Annotated in this window: 24 protein-coding genes and 1 pseudogene; all 25 read right to left on the bottom strand. The window is 48.5% G+C overall.

What is annotated here, in order from left to right; translation table 11 throughout:
• Position 1: 1 nt before the first annotated feature.
• A complete protein-coding gene (locus AC6I2O_RS04500) occupies positions 2-889 on the bottom strand; it encodes a phage tail family protein (protein ID WP_347282639.1) in 888 nt (295 codons plus the stop codon).
• Positions 886-3,654 carry a phage tail protein gene (locus tag AC6I2O_RS04505; protein WP_497741951.1) on the bottom strand — a complete coding sequence of 923 codons (2,769 nt, stop codon included), beginning with the start codon at positions 3,652-3,654 and terminating at the stop codon, positions 886-888. Before AC6I2O_RS04505 ends, AC6I2O_RS04500 begins: the two co-directional genes overlap by 4 nt.
• Positions 3,623-5,521 carry a phage tail tape measure protein gene (locus AC6I2O_RS04510; RefSeq protein WP_497741952.1) on the bottom strand — a complete coding sequence of 633 codons (1,899 nt, stop codon included), beginning with the start codon at positions 5,519-5,521 and terminating at the stop codon, positions 3,623-3,625. The genes AC6I2O_RS04505 and AC6I2O_RS04510 overlap by 32 nt, the downstream gene beginning before the upstream one ends.
• A 3-nt stretch (positions 5,522-5,524) precedes the next feature.
• Positions 5,525-5,713 (bottom strand): hypothetical protein, encoded by a 189-nt coding sequence (locus AC6I2O_RS04515; RefSeq protein ID WP_147413252.1) that lies wholly within the window; start codon positions 5,711-5,713, stop codon positions 5,525-5,527.
• Positions 5,714-5,727: 14 nt separating this feature from the next.
• Complete coding sequence (locus AC6I2O_RS04520) at positions 5,728-6,129, bottom strand: hypothetical protein (RefSeq protein ID WP_120436412.1); 402 nt, start codon at positions 6,127-6,129, stop codon at positions 5,728-5,730.
• A gap of 60 nt (positions 6,130-6,189) precedes the next feature.
• On the bottom strand, positions 6,190-6,753 hold the full coding sequence (locus tag AC6I2O_RS04525) for a major tail protein (RefSeq protein WP_497741953.1): 564 nt from the start codon (positions 6,751-6,753) through the stop codon (positions 6,190-6,192).
• Between the two features lie 7 nt (positions 6,754-6,760).
• Positions 6,761-7,087: a hypothetical protein gene (locus AC6I2O_RS04530; RefSeq protein ID WP_172510346.1), complete on the bottom strand. Its 327-nt coding sequence runs from the start codon at positions 7,085-7,087 to the stop codon at positions 6,761-6,763.
• Entirely contained in the window at positions 7,084-7,515 is a 432-nt protein-coding gene (locus tag AC6I2O_RS04535; protein WP_120436406.1) for an HK97-gp10 family putative phage morphogenesis protein, read from the bottom strand. Before AC6I2O_RS04535 ends, AC6I2O_RS04530 begins: the two co-directional genes overlap by 4 nt.
• 129 nt (positions 7,516-7,644) lie before the next feature.
• A complete protein-coding gene (locus AC6I2O_RS04540) occupies positions 7,645-8,097 on the bottom strand; it encodes a hypothetical protein (protein WP_497741954.1) in 453 nt (150 codons plus the stop codon).
• A gap of 300 nt (positions 8,098-8,397) precedes the next feature.
• Positions 8,398-8,727: a hypothetical protein gene (locus AC6I2O_RS04545; RefSeq protein WP_497741955.1), complete on the bottom strand. Its 330-nt coding sequence runs from the start codon at positions 8,725-8,727 to the stop codon at positions 8,398-8,400.
• A 1-nt stretch (position 8,728) separates the two neighbouring features.
• Positions 8,729-9,064, bottom strand: a complete 336-nt coding sequence (locus AC6I2O_RS04550) for a phage head-tail connector protein (protein ID WP_497741956.1) — start codon at positions 9,062-9,064, stop codon at positions 8,729-8,731.
• Between the two features lie 20 nt (positions 9,065-9,084).
• Complete coding sequence (locus tag AC6I2O_RS04555) at positions 9,085-9,447, bottom strand: hypothetical protein (RefSeq protein ID WP_497741957.1); 363 nt, start codon at positions 9,445-9,447, stop codon at positions 9,085-9,087.
• A gap of 62 nt (positions 9,448-9,509) precedes the next feature.
• A pseudogene (locus tag AC6I2O_RS04560) lies at positions 9,510-10,736 on the bottom strand (phage major capsid protein); the annotation flags it as partial.
• A 31-nt stretch (positions 10,737-10,767) separates the two neighbouring features.
• Positions 10,768-11,361 carry an HK97 family phage prohead protease gene (locus tag AC6I2O_RS04565; protein ID WP_497741959.1) on the bottom strand — a complete coding sequence of 198 codons (594 nt, stop codon included), beginning with the start codon at positions 11,359-11,361 and terminating at the stop codon, positions 10,768-10,770.
• Positions 11,351-12,619: a phage portal protein gene (locus AC6I2O_RS04570; RefSeq protein WP_172526945.1), complete on the bottom strand. Its 1,269-nt coding sequence runs from the start codon at positions 12,617-12,619 to the stop codon at positions 11,351-11,353. The genes AC6I2O_RS04565 and AC6I2O_RS04570 overlap by 11 nt, the downstream gene beginning before the upstream one ends.
• A 17-nt stretch (positions 12,620-12,636) precedes the next feature.
• Positions 12,637-14,292 carry a terminase large subunit gene (locus tag AC6I2O_RS04575; RefSeq protein ID WP_334632703.1) on the bottom strand — a complete coding sequence of 552 codons (1,656 nt, stop codon included), beginning with the start codon at positions 14,290-14,292 and terminating at the stop codon, positions 12,637-12,639.
• A gap of 6 nt (positions 14,293-14,298) precedes the next feature.
• Positions 14,299-14,649 carry a hypothetical protein gene (locus AC6I2O_RS04580; protein WP_172526943.1) on the bottom strand — a complete coding sequence of 117 codons (351 nt, stop codon included), beginning with the start codon at positions 14,647-14,649 and terminating at the stop codon, positions 14,299-14,301.
• Positions 14,650-14,772: 123 nt separating this feature from the next.
• Entirely contained in the window at positions 14,773-15,072 is a 300-nt protein-coding gene (locus AC6I2O_RS04585) for an HNH endonuclease (RefSeq protein ID WP_334632701.1), read from the bottom strand.
• A 202-nt stretch (positions 15,073-15,274) separates the two neighbouring features.
• Positions 15,275-15,847: a hypothetical protein gene (locus AC6I2O_RS04590; RefSeq protein WP_303661638.1), complete on the bottom strand. Its 573-nt coding sequence runs from the start codon at positions 15,845-15,847 to the stop codon at positions 15,275-15,277.
• 87 nt (positions 15,848-15,934) lie between these two features.
• Positions 15,935-16,129, bottom strand: coding sequence for a hypothetical protein (locus AC6I2O_RS04595; protein WP_497741961.1), 195 nt, complete (start codon positions 16,127-16,129; stop codon positions 15,935-15,937).
• A gap of 58 nt (positions 16,130-16,187) precedes the next feature.
• Positions 16,188-16,721: a hypothetical protein gene (locus AC6I2O_RS04600; protein ID WP_497741962.1), complete on the bottom strand. Its 534-nt coding sequence runs from the start codon at positions 16,719-16,721 to the stop codon at positions 16,188-16,190.
• Complete coding sequence (locus tag AC6I2O_RS04605) at positions 16,718-16,885, bottom strand: hypothetical protein (protein WP_172526939.1); 168 nt, start codon at positions 16,883-16,885, stop codon at positions 16,718-16,720. Before AC6I2O_RS04605 ends, AC6I2O_RS04600 begins: the two co-directional genes overlap by 4 nt.
• Entirely contained in the window at positions 16,882-17,115 is a 234-nt protein-coding gene (locus AC6I2O_RS04610) for a hypothetical protein (protein ID WP_172526938.1), read from the bottom strand. Before AC6I2O_RS04610 ends, AC6I2O_RS04605 begins: the two co-directional genes overlap by 4 nt.
• A complete protein-coding gene (locus AC6I2O_RS04615) occupies positions 17,084-18,442 on the bottom strand; it encodes a ParB/RepB/Spo0J family partition protein (protein WP_497741963.1) in 1,359 nt (452 codons plus the stop codon). The genes AC6I2O_RS04610 and AC6I2O_RS04615 overlap by 32 nt, the downstream gene beginning before the upstream one ends.
• A gap of 5 nt (positions 18,443-18,447) precedes the next feature.
• Positions 18,448-19,218 (bottom strand): ParA family protein, encoded by a 771-nt coding sequence (locus AC6I2O_RS04620; protein ID WP_497742490.1) that lies wholly within the window; start codon positions 19,216-19,218, stop codon positions 18,448-18,450.
• Positions 19,219-19,307: the final 89 nt, after the last annotated feature.

Consider the following 19,307-nt stretch of genomic DNA (forward strand, 5'->3'; position numbering starts at 1 on the left):
GTCATACCCCCAGATATTCCCTGTCATAAAAAATAGAGACTTCCATAGAATTTACGCCGCCCTCTGCGTCATACCGAAAATTATTGTCGCCTATGTCAAGCTGCATAAATGTACTGTCAACGTCCACTTTACGGAAATAATCATACTTTACCCCGTCCCGCGTCAGTGTAGCTCCCTTGCTGCCGTATTTTGTGTTTACCTCGATCACGTCCCCGGTCTGCATGGTAACGTTCAGCTTTATAAATTCCTCTGTGTCTACGTTTAAAATAATCGGGTTTGTAACTGTCCCCAGCGCGGTAAACCTCACCCGCATACCTGTTGAAACGTCCCCCTCATTAAAGCAGTCTACAATTACGCTTTCAGCGCGATACCCAAAAATCATACTTTTGCTGTTGTCCTTTTCGATCACGCAGGGAAAATGCCAGGCAGCCACCCAGCTTGCTATATCTTCCTTTTGCTCGTCCTCTTCCCGCCAGAACGGGTTAAGGCAGTCCAGCTGTAGGCTGAACTGCTGCAAAACGCTTTTTCTCCCTACGTCCGGCTTTCCATGCAGGCGGCAGTTAATAATACGCTTAAAGCTGCCGTATTCATAGGCAAGCGTGCCGCCCAGCTCCGGGTTAAAAATCTTAAGCAGCCTGCGGCGCAGTTCGTAAGACTGCTGCTTGTCCTTTGTATTGATATGCCCCAGTATGTCAACGTCCCGCGCCTCTATCCGCTGCCCTACATAGGTATCTCCATGCTGCCCCATACTGTTTGTGCTGTATACTGCATTTGTCACGCCTGCTATGCCGTCTACGTCCTTGCTTACGTTGCAATGGTACACACTGCCTACGCTAAGCTCTATGCTTTCGCCCCTCTCATTGGTATAAACCAGCTTTTCATACATCATGCTAACACCGTCCTTGCTGCCTGCTTAAACTGCCGCTGCGCCTCTTTCTGCTGCTTTGCGTAGTCCGTCGTATTGGCGTATATATTCTGTGTGATATGTACTACCGGGCTGCCTGCTGCCCCGCCGCCTTTCGGCTTTGGTTTCCACGGCTCCCCGTCTATGTCGGCATCAGAGAAATTGACTTTTGCGCCTACGTCAAACTCCTGCGGTATGCTTTCCTCGATCTGCTTATTTACTTTTTTCATTTCATCAGAAAAGCCCACGCCGATACCCTGTGCCAGATATACGCCTACTTCGTCACGCATCAGCCTAGACGGGCTATTTATTCCAAAAAGCCCTTTTAAGAAGTCCGTAACATTTCCTACCCAGCCGCTTATTTTATTCTTTATCCATTGCGTGCCATTGCTTATGCCGTTCCAGATGCCAGAAACAATATTGCTGCCAATATCTGCCATAGTGCTACCGATACTGCTAAATGCGCCCGTTATGCCGCTTATAACATTCCTCATGCCCTCTACCGCTTTATTTTTTACCTCTGTACCCCACTGGGCTACTTTGGATATTGCGGCAGAAATGCTATTATAGATTTTCTGCGGCACTTCTTTTACAATGTTCACAATGCCAGTAACCATGCTATTCATTACCTCTTTGGCTTTGGTTAGCATATTACTGCCCCACGTAGCCACTTTGGTAACTGCGCCTACTATTGCGTTCCAGATTTTCTGCGGTACTTCTTTCACAATGGTTACAATGCCAGCAACCATGCTATTCATTACCTCTTTGGCTTTCGTAAGCATATTGCTACCCCACGTAGCCACCTTTGTAACCGCTCCTATGATACAGTTCCAGATTTTCTGCGGTGTCTGCGTTACAATGTTCACGATTGCCGTAAGCATGGTATTCATTACCTCTTTGGCTTTGCTTACCATGTTCGCGCCCCACGTCGCTACCTTTGTCACCGCTCCTATGATACAGTTCCAGATTTTCTGCGGTGTCTGCGTTACAATGTTCACGATTGCCGTAAGCATGGTATTCATTACCTCTTTGGCTTTGGTTAGCATATTACTGCCCCACGTAGCCACTTTGGTAACTGCGCCTACTATTGCGTTCCAGATTTTCTGCGGTACTTCTTTCACAATGGTTACAATGCCAGCAACCATGCTATTCATTACCTCTTTGGCTTTCGTAAGCATATTGCTACCCCACGTAGCCACCTTTGTAACCGCTCCTATGATACAGTTCCAGATTTTCTGCGGTGTCTGCGTTACAATGTTCACGATTGCCGTAAGCATGGTATTCATTACCTCTTTGGCTTTGCTTACCATGTTCGCGCCCCACGTCGCTACCTTTGTCACCGCTCCTATGATACAGTTCCAGATTTTCTGCGGTGTCTGCGTTACAATGTTCACGATTGCCGTAAGCATGGTATTCATTACCTCTTTGGCTTTGCTTACCATGTTCGCGCCCCACGTCGCTACTTTGTTTACCGCTCCTATGATACAGTTCCAAATTTTTACAGGCGTTTTTTTCACAATGGTTACGATATTTGTAAGCATTGTGTTCATTACCTCTTTCGCTTTGGTCTGCATATTCAAGCCCCATGTGGCTACTCTGGTAACGGCATCTACTATACCGTTCCAGATTTTCTGCGGCAGCTCTTTTACAACGTCTATAACCTTTGCCACAAACTCTGTAATGACAGTGCCGCCCTTTTCTTTCATGCTTGCGCCCCACTCGGCTATTTTTTCCACGCCTGCCGCTATCGCCTGCGGTATCCGTGCTGGCAGTTCCTTTAACTTGTTTAAAATCGTCGTCACAAGCTGCCCTGCTGCCGCCACGATTTTAGGCAGCCCCGTTACCAGCCCCTCTACAATGGCTACTATAATCTGCGGCACTGCTGCAATAAGCAGCGGTATTGCATCTATAATGCCGTCCACAAGCGCTGCTATAATGTCGCCTGCGCTCTCCAAAATAAGCGGTATGCCCTCTACCAGCGCATTTATTATGCTGGTTATAATCTGCGGCAGTTTCTCTATGATGACTGGCAGCGCCGCTATAATCCCGTCTGCAAGCCCCGTGACAAGCTGCAAGGCTGCATCTATCAGCATAGGCACGTTGTTTATCAGCGTATCCACTATGGTAAGCACTGCGTCTATTACGCTTGGTATCAGCTCTGGCAGCGCCTCCCCCAGTCCTTTTGCCAGCCCCGCAATAATCTGTACTGCGCCCTCTGCCAGCGACGGTATCAGCTCCACAATGCCGTTAATCAGCGTTGTTATTATCTCCGTTGCGCTCTCTGCCAGTGTCGGTATCGCCTCTACAATGCCGTCCACAAGCCCCGTAATCATTCCTACGCCCGCCTGCACGATTGCTGGCGCACTCTCTACAATGCCGTCCACAAGCCCGCTTACAAGCTCTACGGCAAAGCTGGTAATCTGTGGCAGCATTTCTGCCAGCCCGTTTACCATGTTTCCTAATGCGTCGCCAAAGCTCTGCGCCATTTTCCCCATATCGCCGCCCGCCTCTGCCGCACCCTGCGCCAGCTCGTTTGCAAACTGGCTGAAAATCGGTAGCGCCTGCTCGCCTATCGGCATAATAAAGCTGGTCTGTAGTATCCTGCCTGCGCCCTGCATAGCCTCTGAAAATGTGTCATATTTTACGGCGTTAATCTTCCCCATAGCGTCCGTGGTCTTGCTTATCTGCCCCTCAACGTCCATAAGCGACGTGCAGGCATCAGCGCCCATATCTTCCCACATAGTACCCATTAAGCCCACGCCCGCCGTATACTGTAGGCTCTTGTCGTCGCAGTTTCTTAAGCGCCTCGCTTACTTGGCTCATAGCCTCTTTTGCGCTGTCGCCGCCCTTTTGGAATTTCCCTACTACCTCGTCTGCATTAAGCCCCAGACTTGTAAGGTATTCGTTTGCCGTCCCGTCATTCATGTGGATACTAAATTCCTTAAAAGCGTCGCCCATCTTGTTTATGCTCCATACGCCAGTAGCAGCGCCGTTAGCGATAGAGTTAAACATATCCTCTGCGCTTAGCCCTGCCTGCGAATACTGGTTACTGTATTCGTTAATAACGTCCAGCAAATCCCCGTTCTTGTTAAGCCCGTTCTGTGCGCCCTGCGCAATAAGGTTATATGCCTCGTCAGATGATAAGCCGAATTTCTGCATAAGCTGTGTGGCGGCTCTGGTGCTTTCCGCTACGTCAAAATCAAACGTATCACGCAGCGCTAATGCGTTGGTCGTCATTTTTTCCAGCTCGTCTGCCCCTAAGTCGCCTGCCTGCTGCCGTACCTCTGCCATAGCTGCCGCTATGTCCTCAAAGCCCTCGCCAAAATTAGCGTTATAGATGTTCTCCATAACCTGCTTGTACTGCCCTGCGTCCTCTGTAGCCGTCCCCGTGGCTGCGCAGAAATCATTTAAAGCGCCCTTTGCCTCGTCCGCTTGGCTTACGGCATAGCCCAGCCCCGCCACTACCGCCGTACCGATTGCAGCCGCAGCCGCCCCCACTGCCGCTATGCCTTTTGCCATGATGCCGCCCAGATTTCCCATAGCGGACGCAAGCCCGTTATGCCCCTGCTCGGTTTCTGCAAGCTGGTTTTCCACGTCGTATAGGGCGGCTCTTTCGTTGTGCAGCTGCGTTTCAAGCTCCTGCGCCTCGCTGCTGGTTTCCCCGTACTGCCTTACCATGCTTTCATAGGCTCTTTCTGTTTCCGCTACCTTTTTTGCCTGCTCGTCATACGTCCTTTTAAGGATTTCCTGCTTTTCAGCCACGGCTTTTGCGCTGTTCTCATTCGTCTTGTATTTTGCATTTACTTCCTGCAATTCTGCGCCCAAAAGGGATAAATTTTTATCTATCCCCTGGCAAGCCGCCTCATACTGGCGCTGTGCCTGCACGCCCTCTGATAATTCATTTTCTACAGCTTGTAAAGCTGCCTCTGCGTCCAGCAGCGTAGCCCGTTGGTTATTAAGCTCTGTTTCTAGCTTTCTTGCCTCTTCGCTGTATTCCCCGTTTTCTTCCTTGCATTTTCTTAGTGCCTCTTCGGTTTCATTCAGCTTTATTCCCTGCTCATTAAAGATTTTTGCTAAAATTTCCTGCTTTTTCCCTAATGCCTCTACGCTGGTTTCATTTCCTTTGTACTCCGCTGCCACCACCTTTAATTCAGACGATAGCTGTGTTATATTTTCATTTATCTGTTTGCAATGTTCTTCATATTGCTTTTGGGCTAATGCTGCTGCGCTGGTTGCTTTTTCTGCCTCCTGCTGCTGTCTTGCATTTTCTTTTAAAGCATTATTTGTATTTTCTAAAGCTGCTCTTTGGTAATTTAACTCTTTCTGTGCTTTTTGGATTGCATCAGCATTTTGATTTTCAGCGTTTTGGTATTCTTGTAATACTTTTTTAGCCGCCTCAACTTTCTTAGCCTGCTCGTCATATGTCTTTTGTAAAATCTCCTGCTTAGCCTTTAGCGCCTCAATGCTGTCTGCATTATCCTTGTATTCAGCCGTTACAAGTTTCATTTCCGAATTGAGTAGCGCAAGGTTTTTGTTTATATCTTTGCAGGCTTCTTTATATTCTTTTTCACCGCTTATACCTACTCTGGTTGTCATATTTGCATTTCTGTCAGCCATTTGTTACAATCCCCCTAACGCTATGTCAATGTCGTCCAGTCCCTCTGCCGCCTGCGGTACTGCTGCCCGCTCCTGCCTAAAAATGTGCGGGTTATATTCCTTGTGGTATCCGAATAGGGTTACAATCTGGTACGGCGTTTTTCTCCACGCCTCACGCTCCCTATACCCCAGCAGCACCATAGCGATATACAAAAGCCGTGCAGTGTCTAACTTTCCTGCACGGCTTTCATTTCCCCCGCCTCTTCGTCGTCCTCTGTTTCAGTATCCCTGCTGCTTTCCTCGTCGCCTGCCGTGCCTGCTGCAAACGACGCAAAAATAGCACGCTGTACCTCTGCCAGATTTCCCATGTGTATCAGCCTGCCTATCTGCTGCTCTGTGAAAAGCTGGGCGTTTTCGTCCTCTTCCAAAAGTCCCTCATTGATAAGCATTGTAAGCAGCCATTTTGTATCTTTTACCCAGTCTGGGTTACTCTGGTTAAAAGCCTCTCCCAGCTTGTCATAACCGCCGAATTTCGTTTGAATTTCGTCTAATGCGTTAAGTGTAAAAAGAAGTCTGTACTCTTTCCCTTTCAGCGTTACTGTATAGCCACCGTCTTTAATTGCGCTCATATCAACAAATTAAGGCGCAGCCATGCGCTGCGCCTTTTCTCCTTTCCCTTTATTCTGTTTTTATGCCTCTGTTATGGTTTCCGCTGGCTCTGGCACTTCGGTAAACCATGTTTTAGCTGCTGCGCTGTCCTCTGTGCCTACAAAGTCAGCTTTCCAGCGTCCATCACTCTTCCTTGCCGTAAAGTCTGCCTCAATGTCTGGCGTGTTAAACTTGATGCTCTCACCTTTGGTTTCATACTTTTCAGACGGCACTTTAAACTTAGCCTTAAGCAGCCATACATAACGGAAACGCCCGCCCGTTTTCTTTGCCCTAAAGCCGATAGCCACATATGGCGGCTCGTCGTCCTTTCCAGCCCATACTACCTTATTCTGGTCTACCATCTGCCCCAGTACCTCTGCCAGCACTTCCGGCGTAAGGTCTTTTACGCCCAGCTTAAGCGTGCCGCTTGCAAACTCGGATACGCTTTCACTCAACGTATCATCTGCATACAAGCTGCCGTCTGCCGTCTTTACGGATAAGTCAGCCGTCATAGCCTCTGCCATTTTCTTAGGCGTTCCGTAAGTTTCCACGCCGTCTGCCTCTGTGCATACTGCATAAAATAAATCTCTTAATCCCAGTGTCATTGTTTTGTCACTCCTTTAAAATTTCGATTGTGATAGGCACTAACCAGTACCCCGTTTCTGTTTCGTAGTTCTCTGTGTCAACGCTGTTAATGTAAACGTCTGCCGCCCGCAGCACTTCCAGAGTTTTGTTAAGCTGTGCCTCATAGTCGCCTTTATGGAAAAGCGTTACCCTATACATTTCCCTGCTTTCACTCTCTGTATCGTCTGCGCTTACGGCAGCGCCGCCATTCAGCCGCAGGAAAGTATAATAGGCTTTCGGCTTGCATCTGCCAGTATATACTCCCCGCTGTGCTGGCAGCCCTGCGCTCTCTAAAATCTCTTTTATGCTGCTCATTTTCCCTGCTCACGCTCCCATACTTCCAGCTCTGCGTCTATTACTTTTTCATGTGCCTTTTCGTTTGCAACGGTCATATATGGTCGTGCCTGCTGGCTGCTCGTCCCGTATTCTGCTACAAATCCGATAGTAGCATTGCGCACGTTGCTTTTGTCGCCTTTTCTGTCGTTTCCATGTTTTGCCCTGCCCTGCGGGTAAACGTCTACATATTTCTCGGTATCGTTTCCCTTTACGGCAGTTGCTTTGATTGATTTCACAAAGCCGCCCGTTTCATTTAATCCCATAGCCAGCGCCTCTGCCCTTTGTGCCTCTACCAGTACGTCTGCACCCGCCTTAAGCATTTTAGGGACTGCTGTAACTGCTGCCTCTTCCATTCTCAAAAACGCTTTTTCTACCTCTTCCAGCCCTACCGTAGTAAACTCTGCCATTTTATTTGCCCCCTTTCTGTTGATTTTAAATCGACATTGCTCTATAATTTTCTTTAAAACGATAGAAAGGTTGTGTTTTATATGAAAAAGAAAACTATAGTCTTTTCCTGCCTTGCCGTCCTATTCCTTTTATCCGCTTTTAGTGGATTTGCGGGCGGTCTTGTTTCTGGCGGCGTTGGCTGCCTTGTTATCTGCGGCGTTTTTGCATTTCTGGCTTTCCGTTCCGCTAAACCAGTAGTAGAAACAAGTAGCGAAACGCCACAAGCTCCAAACCGTTTTACCCCCCCCTGCGAACAAAAGTTCTGTTCCTCGTCCCTTACAGGATAATAATACGGTAAATCCCAATACAGTAGAAACGCCCGCCGCAGTACCAGTACCCAATATCCCTGCGCCACATATTGCAGAAACAGCCCCCACTATTTCGCCCGTTTCCACAAGTGAAGATAAAACGGCGGCTATCCAATCTGCTACTGTTTCAGATGCGCCAGACTTATCAAAACAATTTGAATATCTGGAAATAAAAGTAGCTGGTGTTACATTCAAAAACGAAAATGGACCCACACGGCAAACTATTTTACGCAAAATACATTTTAACGACAAACCTTTTGACGAATACGTTGAGCTTGGTCTGCGTGAGTATGAATTTGACGGAAAGCCCGCTTTCGGCGTTTATGCTAACAATATGCAAATAGGCAATATCCCTGCCGATTATGTGCAGTTTATAATTGATAATGATGCACGCTATGAGGGAATATGCGGTATTAATGTATATGGCGGTGGTCGTAACGAAAACGGTTATGCTATTTCTTATGGTTGCAAAATCACATTGAAATACCGAAAATTAAATAATGAATAATTTTAACGGCGGGAAAACCGCCGTTTTTATTCCCCACTGTCCTTATGCCGCAAATCAGTTAGCGTAAGCTCTATGGTATCGTCGTCTATGTCGTAGGTCTTAAGCACGAAAAAGCGCCGCCCGTCCATTTCTATTGTGTCCTCGCCCTCATAGTCTGCCTTATGTACCTCGCATTTTGCCTCTACCACTTTGCCCGTCTGCTGGCTCTTAAAATACTCGCTGTAGCCTACTTTCTTCTTGTTGCAGAAAACAGTGCGGGCGCTCTCCTGCGGCTCATTCTCAAAGCCCCCAGCGTTTACCCTCTCGTCTGGCGGCTGCTGGCTGATTATTGTAAGCTCGTCTGCCCATGCTGCCATATCACTCCCCGCTTTCTGCGCCCTCGGTGTCCGTTTCGGACACGGGCGGCGCTGTGTTGTACTCCTGCGACAAAGCAAGCCGCATTTTCAGCGTGTCGTATGACTGCCTAAACTTCTCCGCTTTGTCGTTGTAGCCAAATTCTGCCTTGCAGTAAAGGGTAACTGCCCTTATAATCAGTGCGTCGCCCTCGTCAACGGCTTTTACCCCGTCGTTTGCAAGGTCGGCTTTGCAGGCGGCTATACAGTCCTCTATTTCTGCCGTTATCTTCTCGCTGGTGCTGCTGATACGCAGCGCCGCCCGCATTTTCTCTGTTAATGTGGTGGCATCTGCCGCCATACGCTGCACCCTCTTTCTGGTTATCCCACAATCTCTGCCACGCCTGCTGCCGCCAGCTCTGCCGCACGCTCCCTGCCTACGCTGTAAGCCTCGCCTGCGTCCTTAATCTGGTTAAGCTGCTTGTCTAAGAACCTTGTAACGGCTTTTACCTTAACCAGCCCTGCTGCCTTTTCTGCCTCTTCCTGCCGTGCCGCCTCTGCCTCAAAAAGCGCCTTTTCCTCTTCTGTAAGCTCTCCCTCTGGTACGTCTACCTCTACTGCTGCAATTCTGGCTATAATATCCTCTGCCTTTCCAGCAGCGCTTACGCCCATATCCTTTGCCAAAGCCTGCAAGCTCTTATAATCCATGCTTTTCAGCTGTTCTGCATCTAAATGTCCTTTCATGCCCTATACCTCATTTCCGGCAGCCAGCGCAGGAAACGCCAGCCGCCTTATTGATTCCCGGCTTACGCCGCTTTCAGTTTCTGGATAACTACCAGACTGTTTTTATCAACTACTTTGCCGTCTGCCAGCATGATACCCTTTGTTACGGTGTCGTCGGTGTCGTTGTCCTCATACCGCTTTACGCCCATAGCATAATTGGTATTCAGCACATAATCCTTGAAATTGAAGAGGAAAGCAAAAGCCGTGCCTGCTGCCAGTGTTGCCGCATAGCTTTTTACATAATCGCAGCACACTACAGGTCTGCCTAAAAGCGTCCGCTCCGGCTTTCCGGCGATCCCGTAATTTACCCTGCCGATCGGCTGCCCGTTGGCATCTGTCAGCCCGTAATACTGCATGAACGTCTTTTTGCTCATGCACCATACCGCCCCGTTTTCGTATGCCTGCGGTAACGCCGCCTCTGCGTTAATCAGATCAGCATAGGCAGGCGCGTCGCTGTCAATGGTCTGCCCGTCTGCGGGTGTCTCCTGTAAAATTCCTTTCGGTTTCCCTGTCCCGTCGCCGTCAATGATCGCCTGTTCAATCGCCTTTGTCATTGCCTCAACAATATTGTTGATAAGCAGGGTTTCAAAAGCGCTCATTGCCATTGTGTCAACTTCCAGAGATACGGCTACCGCGCAGCGCAGCTTATGGTATGCAAAAGTAATCATGCCGTCTTTCTTGATGTCTTTTTTCTGCTTTTCGCTGCCTGCCCCCTCATTTACCCATGTAGCCACGGGCTTTACCGTGGAAACGGGAATACCCACGCCGCCCTTGTACGCCGTTCTGGTGACAAGGGCTAAGATCATGCCCGTGCTTTCCAGCTTTTCTACGATCTGGTTCAGCACGGTTGTAGGAATAACCGCGCCTACGTCCGTGGTCTTGCTTACTGCGTCTGCCCGGTACTCTGCCGGGATTTTCGCGCCACGGCAGACATACTGCATAAACGCCTTTCTGTATGCCATGCTGCCGTATCTGTCCCCGGTGTCGTCGGTATGGTCTGCGGGCTTGAAATTGCGCAGCACGGTTGCGGGCGCTGCCTCTCCCCCGTCACCCTCTACAGGCTCGCCGTTTGCGATCTTTTCCAGTAACGCCTTGCGCTTTTCTGCCGCCGCCTGTAATGCTGCCCGCTCTTCCTGCAATGCCGTTACCTCTGTTTCCAGCGCCGCGATCTCTGCCTCTGTCAGCTCTGCTGCCCTTGTGGTAAGCTCGCCCTTGATCTGGGCTAACCTTGCCTCGATTTCTTTCAATCTGTTCATTTCCTGCAATCTCCTTTTCTGTTTTTTATAGACTGGCTCTGATCTTTAGTAGCCTCGCCCGCTGTAAAAGCCGCTCCTGCCTCTCTGCCTCATAACTCCTATGCGCAAAACTGCGGGCGCTTATTTCAGTACCGCCGTTTGCTGGTATGCTCACGGCTGATACATCATAAACTTTTTTGATCTCCAATATTGTCCTTGTATGTGTTGCCCTGTCGTAGCTGTCCGTTTTCACGGTGAAAGCCCACGACATTTTAGTTATCATGCCCTGCTGTATGTCCTGATACAGCCCCCGCGCTAAGTCCGTCCTGCCTAAATCGGCTGCAATCAAAAGCCCCTTATGGTCTGGTATCAGAATAAGGGAACCGTTAGACTGCCTGGCAAATACGCGCCCCTCATGGTCATACTGCATAATTACGTCGCTCATGTCTGCCCCGTCCAGCGCGTGCGCGTCTATTCTTTCGTAAAACTTTGTACCCTCGATCTCGTAAAGCAGATACGGGCTTTCAAACGTCGTCGCGTAGCCCTCAACGTAAAAATCCGTGTCTATCCGCTTTGCCGCCGCCTGCGCCGACAATGGCGCTGCCAGCGTCCTATACTCCCTGTCCTGCTTAATCGGCATCTGTTACACCCTCTTTCTGTCCCTTATCGTCCGGCGCTGGCTCTTCCCCCGGCTCCGTCCCGTCTGCCTGCTGCCCCGGCTGCGGCATCTGCTGTATAATGATCGGCTGCTTTTCCTCGCTTTTTCCCAGCTGGCTTACTTCCGTGTATTCCTTGCGTATGTAATACTTTTCTCCGTCCTCTACGTGCGGCATGTTCCATATATCCATTACGCCGTTACGGTTAAGCAGCGCCCGGTCAAAAAGCTGTGTGCTTACTTGCAGCTTTGTAGCATTGCTGGCATATTGCAGGCGGTTAGAAGAAAACGTGATCGCGTTCCCGTGTGCAAGCTCCCTCTGTGAAAATGCCATGTTTGACATAACAAGCGATAGCTGAATTGCAAAAGGTTCTATTTTCCCCTCATAGTAGGCGTTCCATGTTTCCTCGTTAAACTTGTTTTGCAGAATATCCATGTTTGTACCAAAATGTGTGCATACATTATCCTGTATCTGCTGCATTTGCAGCGCGTTTGGTGTATACGGCTTGCTTTCCACCTGTTTCACATCAGTAAACTTGTTATCATAAAGAATCATGCCGCTTTTATTGTCAGCGCTTAAATTGTCCTCTGTAAATCTCTGCCGCTCTGCCCTTATGTCCTCCGGCTTCAGCATATTTGCTATTTTTGCCATAAAGCGTATGCTTGCTGAATTTTTCACGGCGTTAATAATGCCCTCGTTCTGGGTATGTATCAGCTGCATTGTGGGCTTAAGCGTGCTGTTATCCTCTCCGAAAAGGTCGTCGCTGTATTCAAAGTCAGTCATTATGCCGACTTTTTCAAACTCAATCGCCCCATACTCCCCGTTTGCGAAAAGATACCGCAGATACACCCGCCCGGCAGCCTCTACCACTTCGCAGCGCTGCGCCCGCAGGGGATAAAAGCCGCACAGGTTCCCTGCCTCGTCCTCAATAGGCACAATAAAAGCGGTATGTTCTACCGCTAAGATCGTCGCCAGACGCTTTATGAATTTTGTTGTGTCCATGAAATAGTTAGGCTTATACTGCAATACCCTTTCCAGATGCTTTAGGGCGCTACCCTCGATCTCCGGCTTTAGCTTGCTGCAATGTGTGGCAAAACTGTTGATCGCTACCCGCGTCAAATCCATTTCGTATACGCCGCCGTTAAAGCTCGTAAACGTCGGGCTGTAGCCGTTCAGCATTTTAAAATAGCTGTCTATCATTTGCAGCTTTTTCCCGTGGAATAAATAGTCAAAAAATTTCACTCCGCTTACTCTCCTTTCTATGCGGCATTTTTCAGCAGCTCGCCGCACTCTTCCCAGTATTTCTGCCGTACCGTCATTGCATCAATGACAGATACAAAACCGTCAATATGCGCCCGCTGCTCTATCTTTACAGGTCTGAATTTCCTTGTTTCCATGTTGTGCTTAAGCGCAACATTTAAGAAATGCGTCTTTTGTAAACTGTTTTCCGCGATCTTGAAATTGCCGTCTTTAATGATTCCCTCAAATTCCCGGATAACTGGCGTTAAGTTCTCGCCTTGATGTACGTCGTCCATATGGAACCCGTAATTTTTCATATCATTTACAAGATACTGGGCGCTGTATCGGTCATATCCGATTTTCAGCGGTCTTATTCCGTACACTTCCAGCAGCATAATAAACCAGTTAAAAACGTCGTGGTAATCGACGTAATTATCACCGCTTAAAGTTATCAGCCCTTTCTTTACAAATATGTCATACGGCACGCCGTCCGTGGCTTGCAGGCTCTCTATGCGGTCTTTCGGCATAAAGAACTGTGTAAAGGAATACAGCACGCCGCCCTTTTCGATCACAACACTTGCCGCCGTTAAGTCCGTAGTCTGGCTAAGATCAATGCCGCCCACCGCGTAGCAGTCCCGGAAATCCTCTAATGTCTTTTCTACCCCTGCCCGGTCTACGGTCATATATTCCAGCCATGCAATAGAACTGTTTTGCTTGATATTGCAGTATTTACATAAAAACTCTGCTTTCTTGCTTAAGCTACCCTCTGCTACGGCTATTTCATCAATGAAAAAGCCCTCTTTTACAGAAACGCCCATATTCGGGTTAGCTTTCTTAAGCTCTTCTATGTCGTTCCACTTCTCTACGTCGTCTATCATGTAGATAAACGGTAAAAGCCTGCGCTCTTTGCTGTTTCCCTTTAAAAAGCTGGTACTGCGTTTCATAAGCTCGTCGTATATGCTGTCATTCTCATAACCTGCTGTGCTTATGCTTAAGATCATTGGCTGTGTACGCGCTCCTAAAGCAGACTTCATAACCTCATATTGCTTTAGCCCTGCGTCGCCTCTCCATGCCGCCATTTCGTCACATACTACCAGCTGCGGGTTAAATCCGTCAGACTTCTTGGCATTAAAGGCAATCGGCTTAACAAAACTTTCCGTTTCCTCAATGTAAATATCGCTGCGCCGTTTCCGCGCCAATTCTAAAAGCTCCGGCTCTGCCTTTACCATTTTGTGAAATCCGTCATATACCAGCGCCGCTTGATCTAACTTAGGCGCTAAGCAATAAATTTCCTGCCCGTATTCTGGTTCTAAAAATGCCATGTACGCAATAAGGGCAGAGGCAAATAAACTTTTTCCGTTTTTTCTGCCGATAACTATAAAAATTTCGCGGAAAACGCGCACTTTTTCTGCGTCCTGTATACCAAAAATGACAGAAATAATAGCTTTCTGCCATAGTTCCAGCTTTATAAGATCACTGCGCCCCTTGCTGTGGTGACAGAAATTTTCAATAAACTTGATCGCCTTATTTGCCGCCTTTGCATTGAAAAAATATTCCTGCTTTTCCAGCCCGTCCACAATGATCTTGTAAATTGCCTTTATCCATTTCCCCGCTACGATCTCGCCGCTTTTTATTTTTGCGTGGTACTCATAGATATAATTCTTATAGGGCAGCACTGCCGCCTACTCGTCCCGCAGGGCAGCCAGCCTGCTTGCCTTTCTTTTTGCGGCTGGCACTAATTCTGTCAGCTGCTTAATGACTGCCGCATAGTTCTTGCTTAATGCTATGTATGTCTCTGCCTCTGGGCTTTTTTTCGTGCCGTACTGGTTTTCACCGTTCTTGTACTCGCTCGTCCAGCCCTCCTGCTCTATGGTTTCCTGCAAGTCGTCAAGTTCTATGCTCATAAAAGCAGCCTTTTCTATCAGCGGCGTTACTAAATTTCGCTTATTTTCTTCAAGCTCTGCAAATATCTCCTTAAGTCTTTTTTTCTCGTCCTTGATACGGTTTTCTTTTTTCTTTTTCCGCGCAGCCATTCCCTCTACCTCTCTTTCCTGCCGCCTGCTGCCGCTGCCAGATCACCCCACCACACCCCCTACACCACGTATGCACGCGCCCGGAGGGTAATTTTATGGTATCCCCCTCGGTAATTTCCCCCTTTATTTTTTGTTTTCGGATAGGGGGGATATGCCGCCCGTCGCATCAAACTTATACCGCAGGCGCGGCTTGCGTTTATGATGCTCTTTGTTATGGCAGTCCTGGCATAACGCCTCTAAATTGTCCCAGCTTAGCGTTATGCCCGCGTCGTTAATATTCTCTCTGGTTAAGTAGCGCTTATGGTGCGCTATCTTTGCAGGCTCCCCGCAGCGCTCACATATATAGTCCTGTGACATTAAGTAAGCGGCTCTGGTATTCTCCCACGCCTGCGATAAGTAAAAACTCTTAGCCCATGCTTTCATACTGTCCCCGCTCCTTTCTGCAATACCCAGCGCCCTAGATTTCATGCGCCGGGTGGAGGCTAAAGAAATAAAAAAAGAGCAGGCTACTGCTGCCGCGTCACGGCTAAGCTACTGCCTACTCTTTTCATGTTACCATTATACAGCTTTTGAAATACCATGTAAACACCACGATTTTACCACGATATTACCAGCCCGGCTGCTGCTACAGCCTCGCCCGTTCTTCATCAATGCCCCATAACAGTACAGATAATTCGTTTATGATCGCTGTCACCCAGCGTCGCGGCGTGTTCTTCCCGGTTTCCAGTTTCTCTGCGATCTCCGCATACTCCATGCCCTGCATGAAATACAGTTCAAACGCTTTATACTCTACCTCTCTGCCTGCTGCCCTGCGCCTGCGCTCGATCTCTTCTACTGCCGTGTCTATGTGTGCTGTCATAATCAGCGTTTTAAAACGGCTGCGTCTCACGCTTTCCAGATATACCCGCTGCTGCTCTTCTGTCATTCCCTTAAGCTCTAACTGCTCGCCGTCGCTTACTGCGTTCTGGATATGGAAAACTGCATCACGGTAACATTTCATAAGCGTGAAAGTATTATGGTATTTGTTCTGCCGCTTTTCCTTTTCTTCCTGCTTTCTGTACTCCCGCACTGCTGCCCTTGCCGCTTTCTGTATCAGCTCTTCAAATTCAGAGGCGGGAAGTGCTACCCGGCTTTCGCCTGTTTCCTCTCCCCCTGCCACGATCTCTGCGCCTGCTGCCTTAGTTTCTGTTTCCTGCATCTTTTCTACTCCTTTCTTTGAATCCGCTGTCAATCCGTCCGAATATTGCCAGCAGCAAAATAATTATGACTGTCAATAAAAAATCCGTCACTGTTCGCCCTCTCCTTTCTGGCATGGTGGAAACGGGCAGCTGTCACAATCCGGCTTTTCACATTTCCCGCCGTTATTGTCCCGCAGAATATCCCGTATCAGTATATACGGCAATATCCATACAGGCGTAGAAAGAAGAATAAGCCCCTTTGCCAGCAGCCCAGTATGTATATTGCTATTTCTCCCACCCATTCCATATACGTCCTTACTGCCCCTGTAAGCACCTCTGTGATCTCGTCCATAAACTTTATCATGTATGAAACGCCCCGCTTTCATATGCCGTAATGACTGCTGCCCGCAGGCTGTCTACTGCATCATTCCTGCGCCCTATCCTCTCCGGGCTTACACGCCTTAAATACTCTAAATGATCGCTTTCCATGATCTCCGCTATCTTTTCCGCTGCCTGCTGGCTGTGTGTGATTGCTCTAAGCTCGTCAGCGCCGCCCAGTGCGTTTATCTCGTATACTGCATAATGACTGCTGCCGTATTCCCTCGCTTGCCAGCTGAATACACGCCCCTTAATTTCCAATGGTTGTATATTGTCCGCTACATTCCTGCATACCGTCCCCGCTGAATCAAAAGCCCCGCCCAGCCCCCGCATAAAAGCCGCTGCTGCATTTGTAATAGCCTCTGCTGCTCTTGTGGCTACAGCTGAAAAGTCAATACTGCTTATACTCTTAACTGCCTTTCTTGCAAGCCTGCGCTGTCTGCGCTTATCCAGTTCTAAAGGCGGGTTTACTCCATGCAACTTTTTATATCTCTTTTTCCACTGTCTATAATTCATATCCCTATTTCTGCCCTTTCTTTATCGCTTAATATTCTCGGCTCATTTACCGTAGTAATGCTGGCTCCGTTTCCTAAATCCCAGCCTACATACGCCTTTATATAAATCTTTTCTTCTGTGCCGTCTGCGTACTCTAAAGGAATTTCTAAAACAATCTCCCTCATGCCTCTACCTCGCTTTCCTGCTTAATCACAATACGCCTGCTGCCCGGCTGCTGTATGATCGCCTCAACATGCAGATAGGCAGGCAGCACAATAACGCTGCCCGCTTTTAACTGATACTCTATGCTCTCCCGCATTTTTCGGTATTCCTCTGCCTTTGCTGTTTTCTCGCAGCCTACAACGATTGTAACCGCCCGCTGCTTATCCCTCTTTTTCCTCTTCCTGCTGTTCATTGCCTGCCTCACTTTCCGGCTCTGCTGCCTGTCCTATCTGGTAATCTTCAATGCTCATTTGTCCCGGCAACTGGTCTGCCCCCGTGTCCGTTTCGGACACTTCCCCGCTGTGTGCGGTAACATCAATTCCCAGAATACAATACCCCTCTTCCAGCCCTGTATAATCTTCCAGCATATAAATAATATCTGCATCTATTGTGCGCCCTGTGTGCTTTCCGTCCTTAAATTCCAACATTTTAAGGCTGTCGCCCACCTTGTACCCTCTGTCATTCTTCCGCAGCTCAAACTTTTTCTTGCCGCTTACAATATCCCCATAGTAAGAAACGGCTATTTTTACCTCATGCGTTTTGTGATCTGCTTTCCCGTCGCTCGGCAGTTTCTCCATTTTCTCCCGGTCTGCCTGCTCCTGTAATTTCTTCTTTGTGTCCCGGTCTATTTTGTCCTGCTCGTCGCTATAACGCTGCTCGTCCGTCTTTTCTGCCTCTGCCTTGTTTATGTACTGATCGCACTTTTCACAAGTCCCCGTTTTCACATTGCAGTCTTTATACCGCTGGCATGAATAGCACAAAGAGGTTATGCTTTCCGGGTGCGGCGTTTCGTAGTCGTCGCCCGCCTTTTTCTCTGCCACCTTTGCCGCTATTTCCTTTGCCCGTATACTCTCGCCTGCTGCCGCCTTTTCTGCTATGGCTTTCTGCTCTTCTGGCGGCAGCTTTGCTGCCTCGTAAGCCGTTGTTACCCCTATATTTCCCTTTGCAAACTCTTCCTTGATCTCCGGCGTGGCATTGTTGTTAATGCTATCCATACGGGCTATATTTGTGGGGCTTTCGTTCATCAGCTCTGCTATAATGTCCCGCAGCTTTCCCGTGATCTCTAACCCGTCCTCGTCTTTCGCCCTTAAAAGCGCCTCTTTCAACCTCTGCGCCTGCTGGGTTTTCTCCCACGCCGTAAGCTCCCTGTTATATGCGTTGCCGATCAGCAAAGACAATTCAAACATTGCCCCGGTCATATCCTTGTACAGATACCGCACTTTCTTAAATTCCTCATGCCCCCGCTCAATGTTCAGAATGTTTGCAAGGTTCCTGCGGTGTCCGCTCACAATCTTAAATTCACCGTTTACCCTGCCTAATACCGTGGGCTGCTGTTGCCCTACGGTCAAAAAGCTGTCTGCCAGCTCTTCTATGTTCTCCTGTGAATAGAAATTGCTTTCAGAGGGCTTTACATCATACGGGCTTAACCAGATTTCCGTATACTCGCTTACATTGCCTATGCCTGCTGCCCTGCTTTTCGCGTTCATAATATCCGCAAAACCAAATTTTGATTTTCCCATTTCCCTTACCTCGCTTTCCCTGTGTATCTGGTTACGAATTTCTTATAGTCCTGCGCAGCTCCGCAGCACGGGCTATACTCATAAATCGGCTTGAATAAAAACGTACTCTCTGCCACTTTCCCGGAATATCTGATAACGCCCAGTAAAGAATAGCTTTCTTTTTCTGCCTCTAACCACTCCCGCCCGGCTGCCTCTCCGTCCGTGTTCTGATATGCCGTAACCAGAACACCCAGCAGACGCAGCGCCGGGTTAAACTGCCTTGCGTCCTCTATCTGATCTGCCAGAATGTCTAAACCCTCTAACGCCCACTCGTCTATTTTTACAGGTACTATAACCTCGTCCGTGATCGTCAGCGCATTTACCACGTTAAGCCCTATGTCGGGCGGGTTATCAATAATGCAGTAATCGTAATAAGCGCCTACTGCGTCCAGCTGTGCCAGCCGCTTATACCGTTCTATCTGGTTCCCCGTTTCTGCCGTTGTCAGCTGCCACGTAGCGCCCATAAGTGACATATTTGCAGAAACAATGTCTATCCCCTCGTAATCTGTCCGCTGTATCAGCTCTGCTGCCGCCTGCCATTCCCCGGAAAGCAGTTTCGTGATCGGCGCTACGCTCTCTGCATCATATCTGCCGTATGCCTTGCTTAAATTCCCTTGCTTGTCGTTATCCAGCAGCAGTACCTTATAGCCCCTGCGGTACAGCTCATATGCCATATTTACCGCTGTAAAGGTCTTTGCTACCCCGCCTTTTAAATTCAACAAACTTATAACTTTCATTCTCTGCCTCTCTTTCTTGCGCCCCTTTCTGTCGTCTATGCCGTTCCAGTATTCCCAGTTCCTCATATCCTCGCTGGCATGTGCTATAG

It is taken from the genome of Blautia sp. St.27G3 (assembly GCF_059728505.1).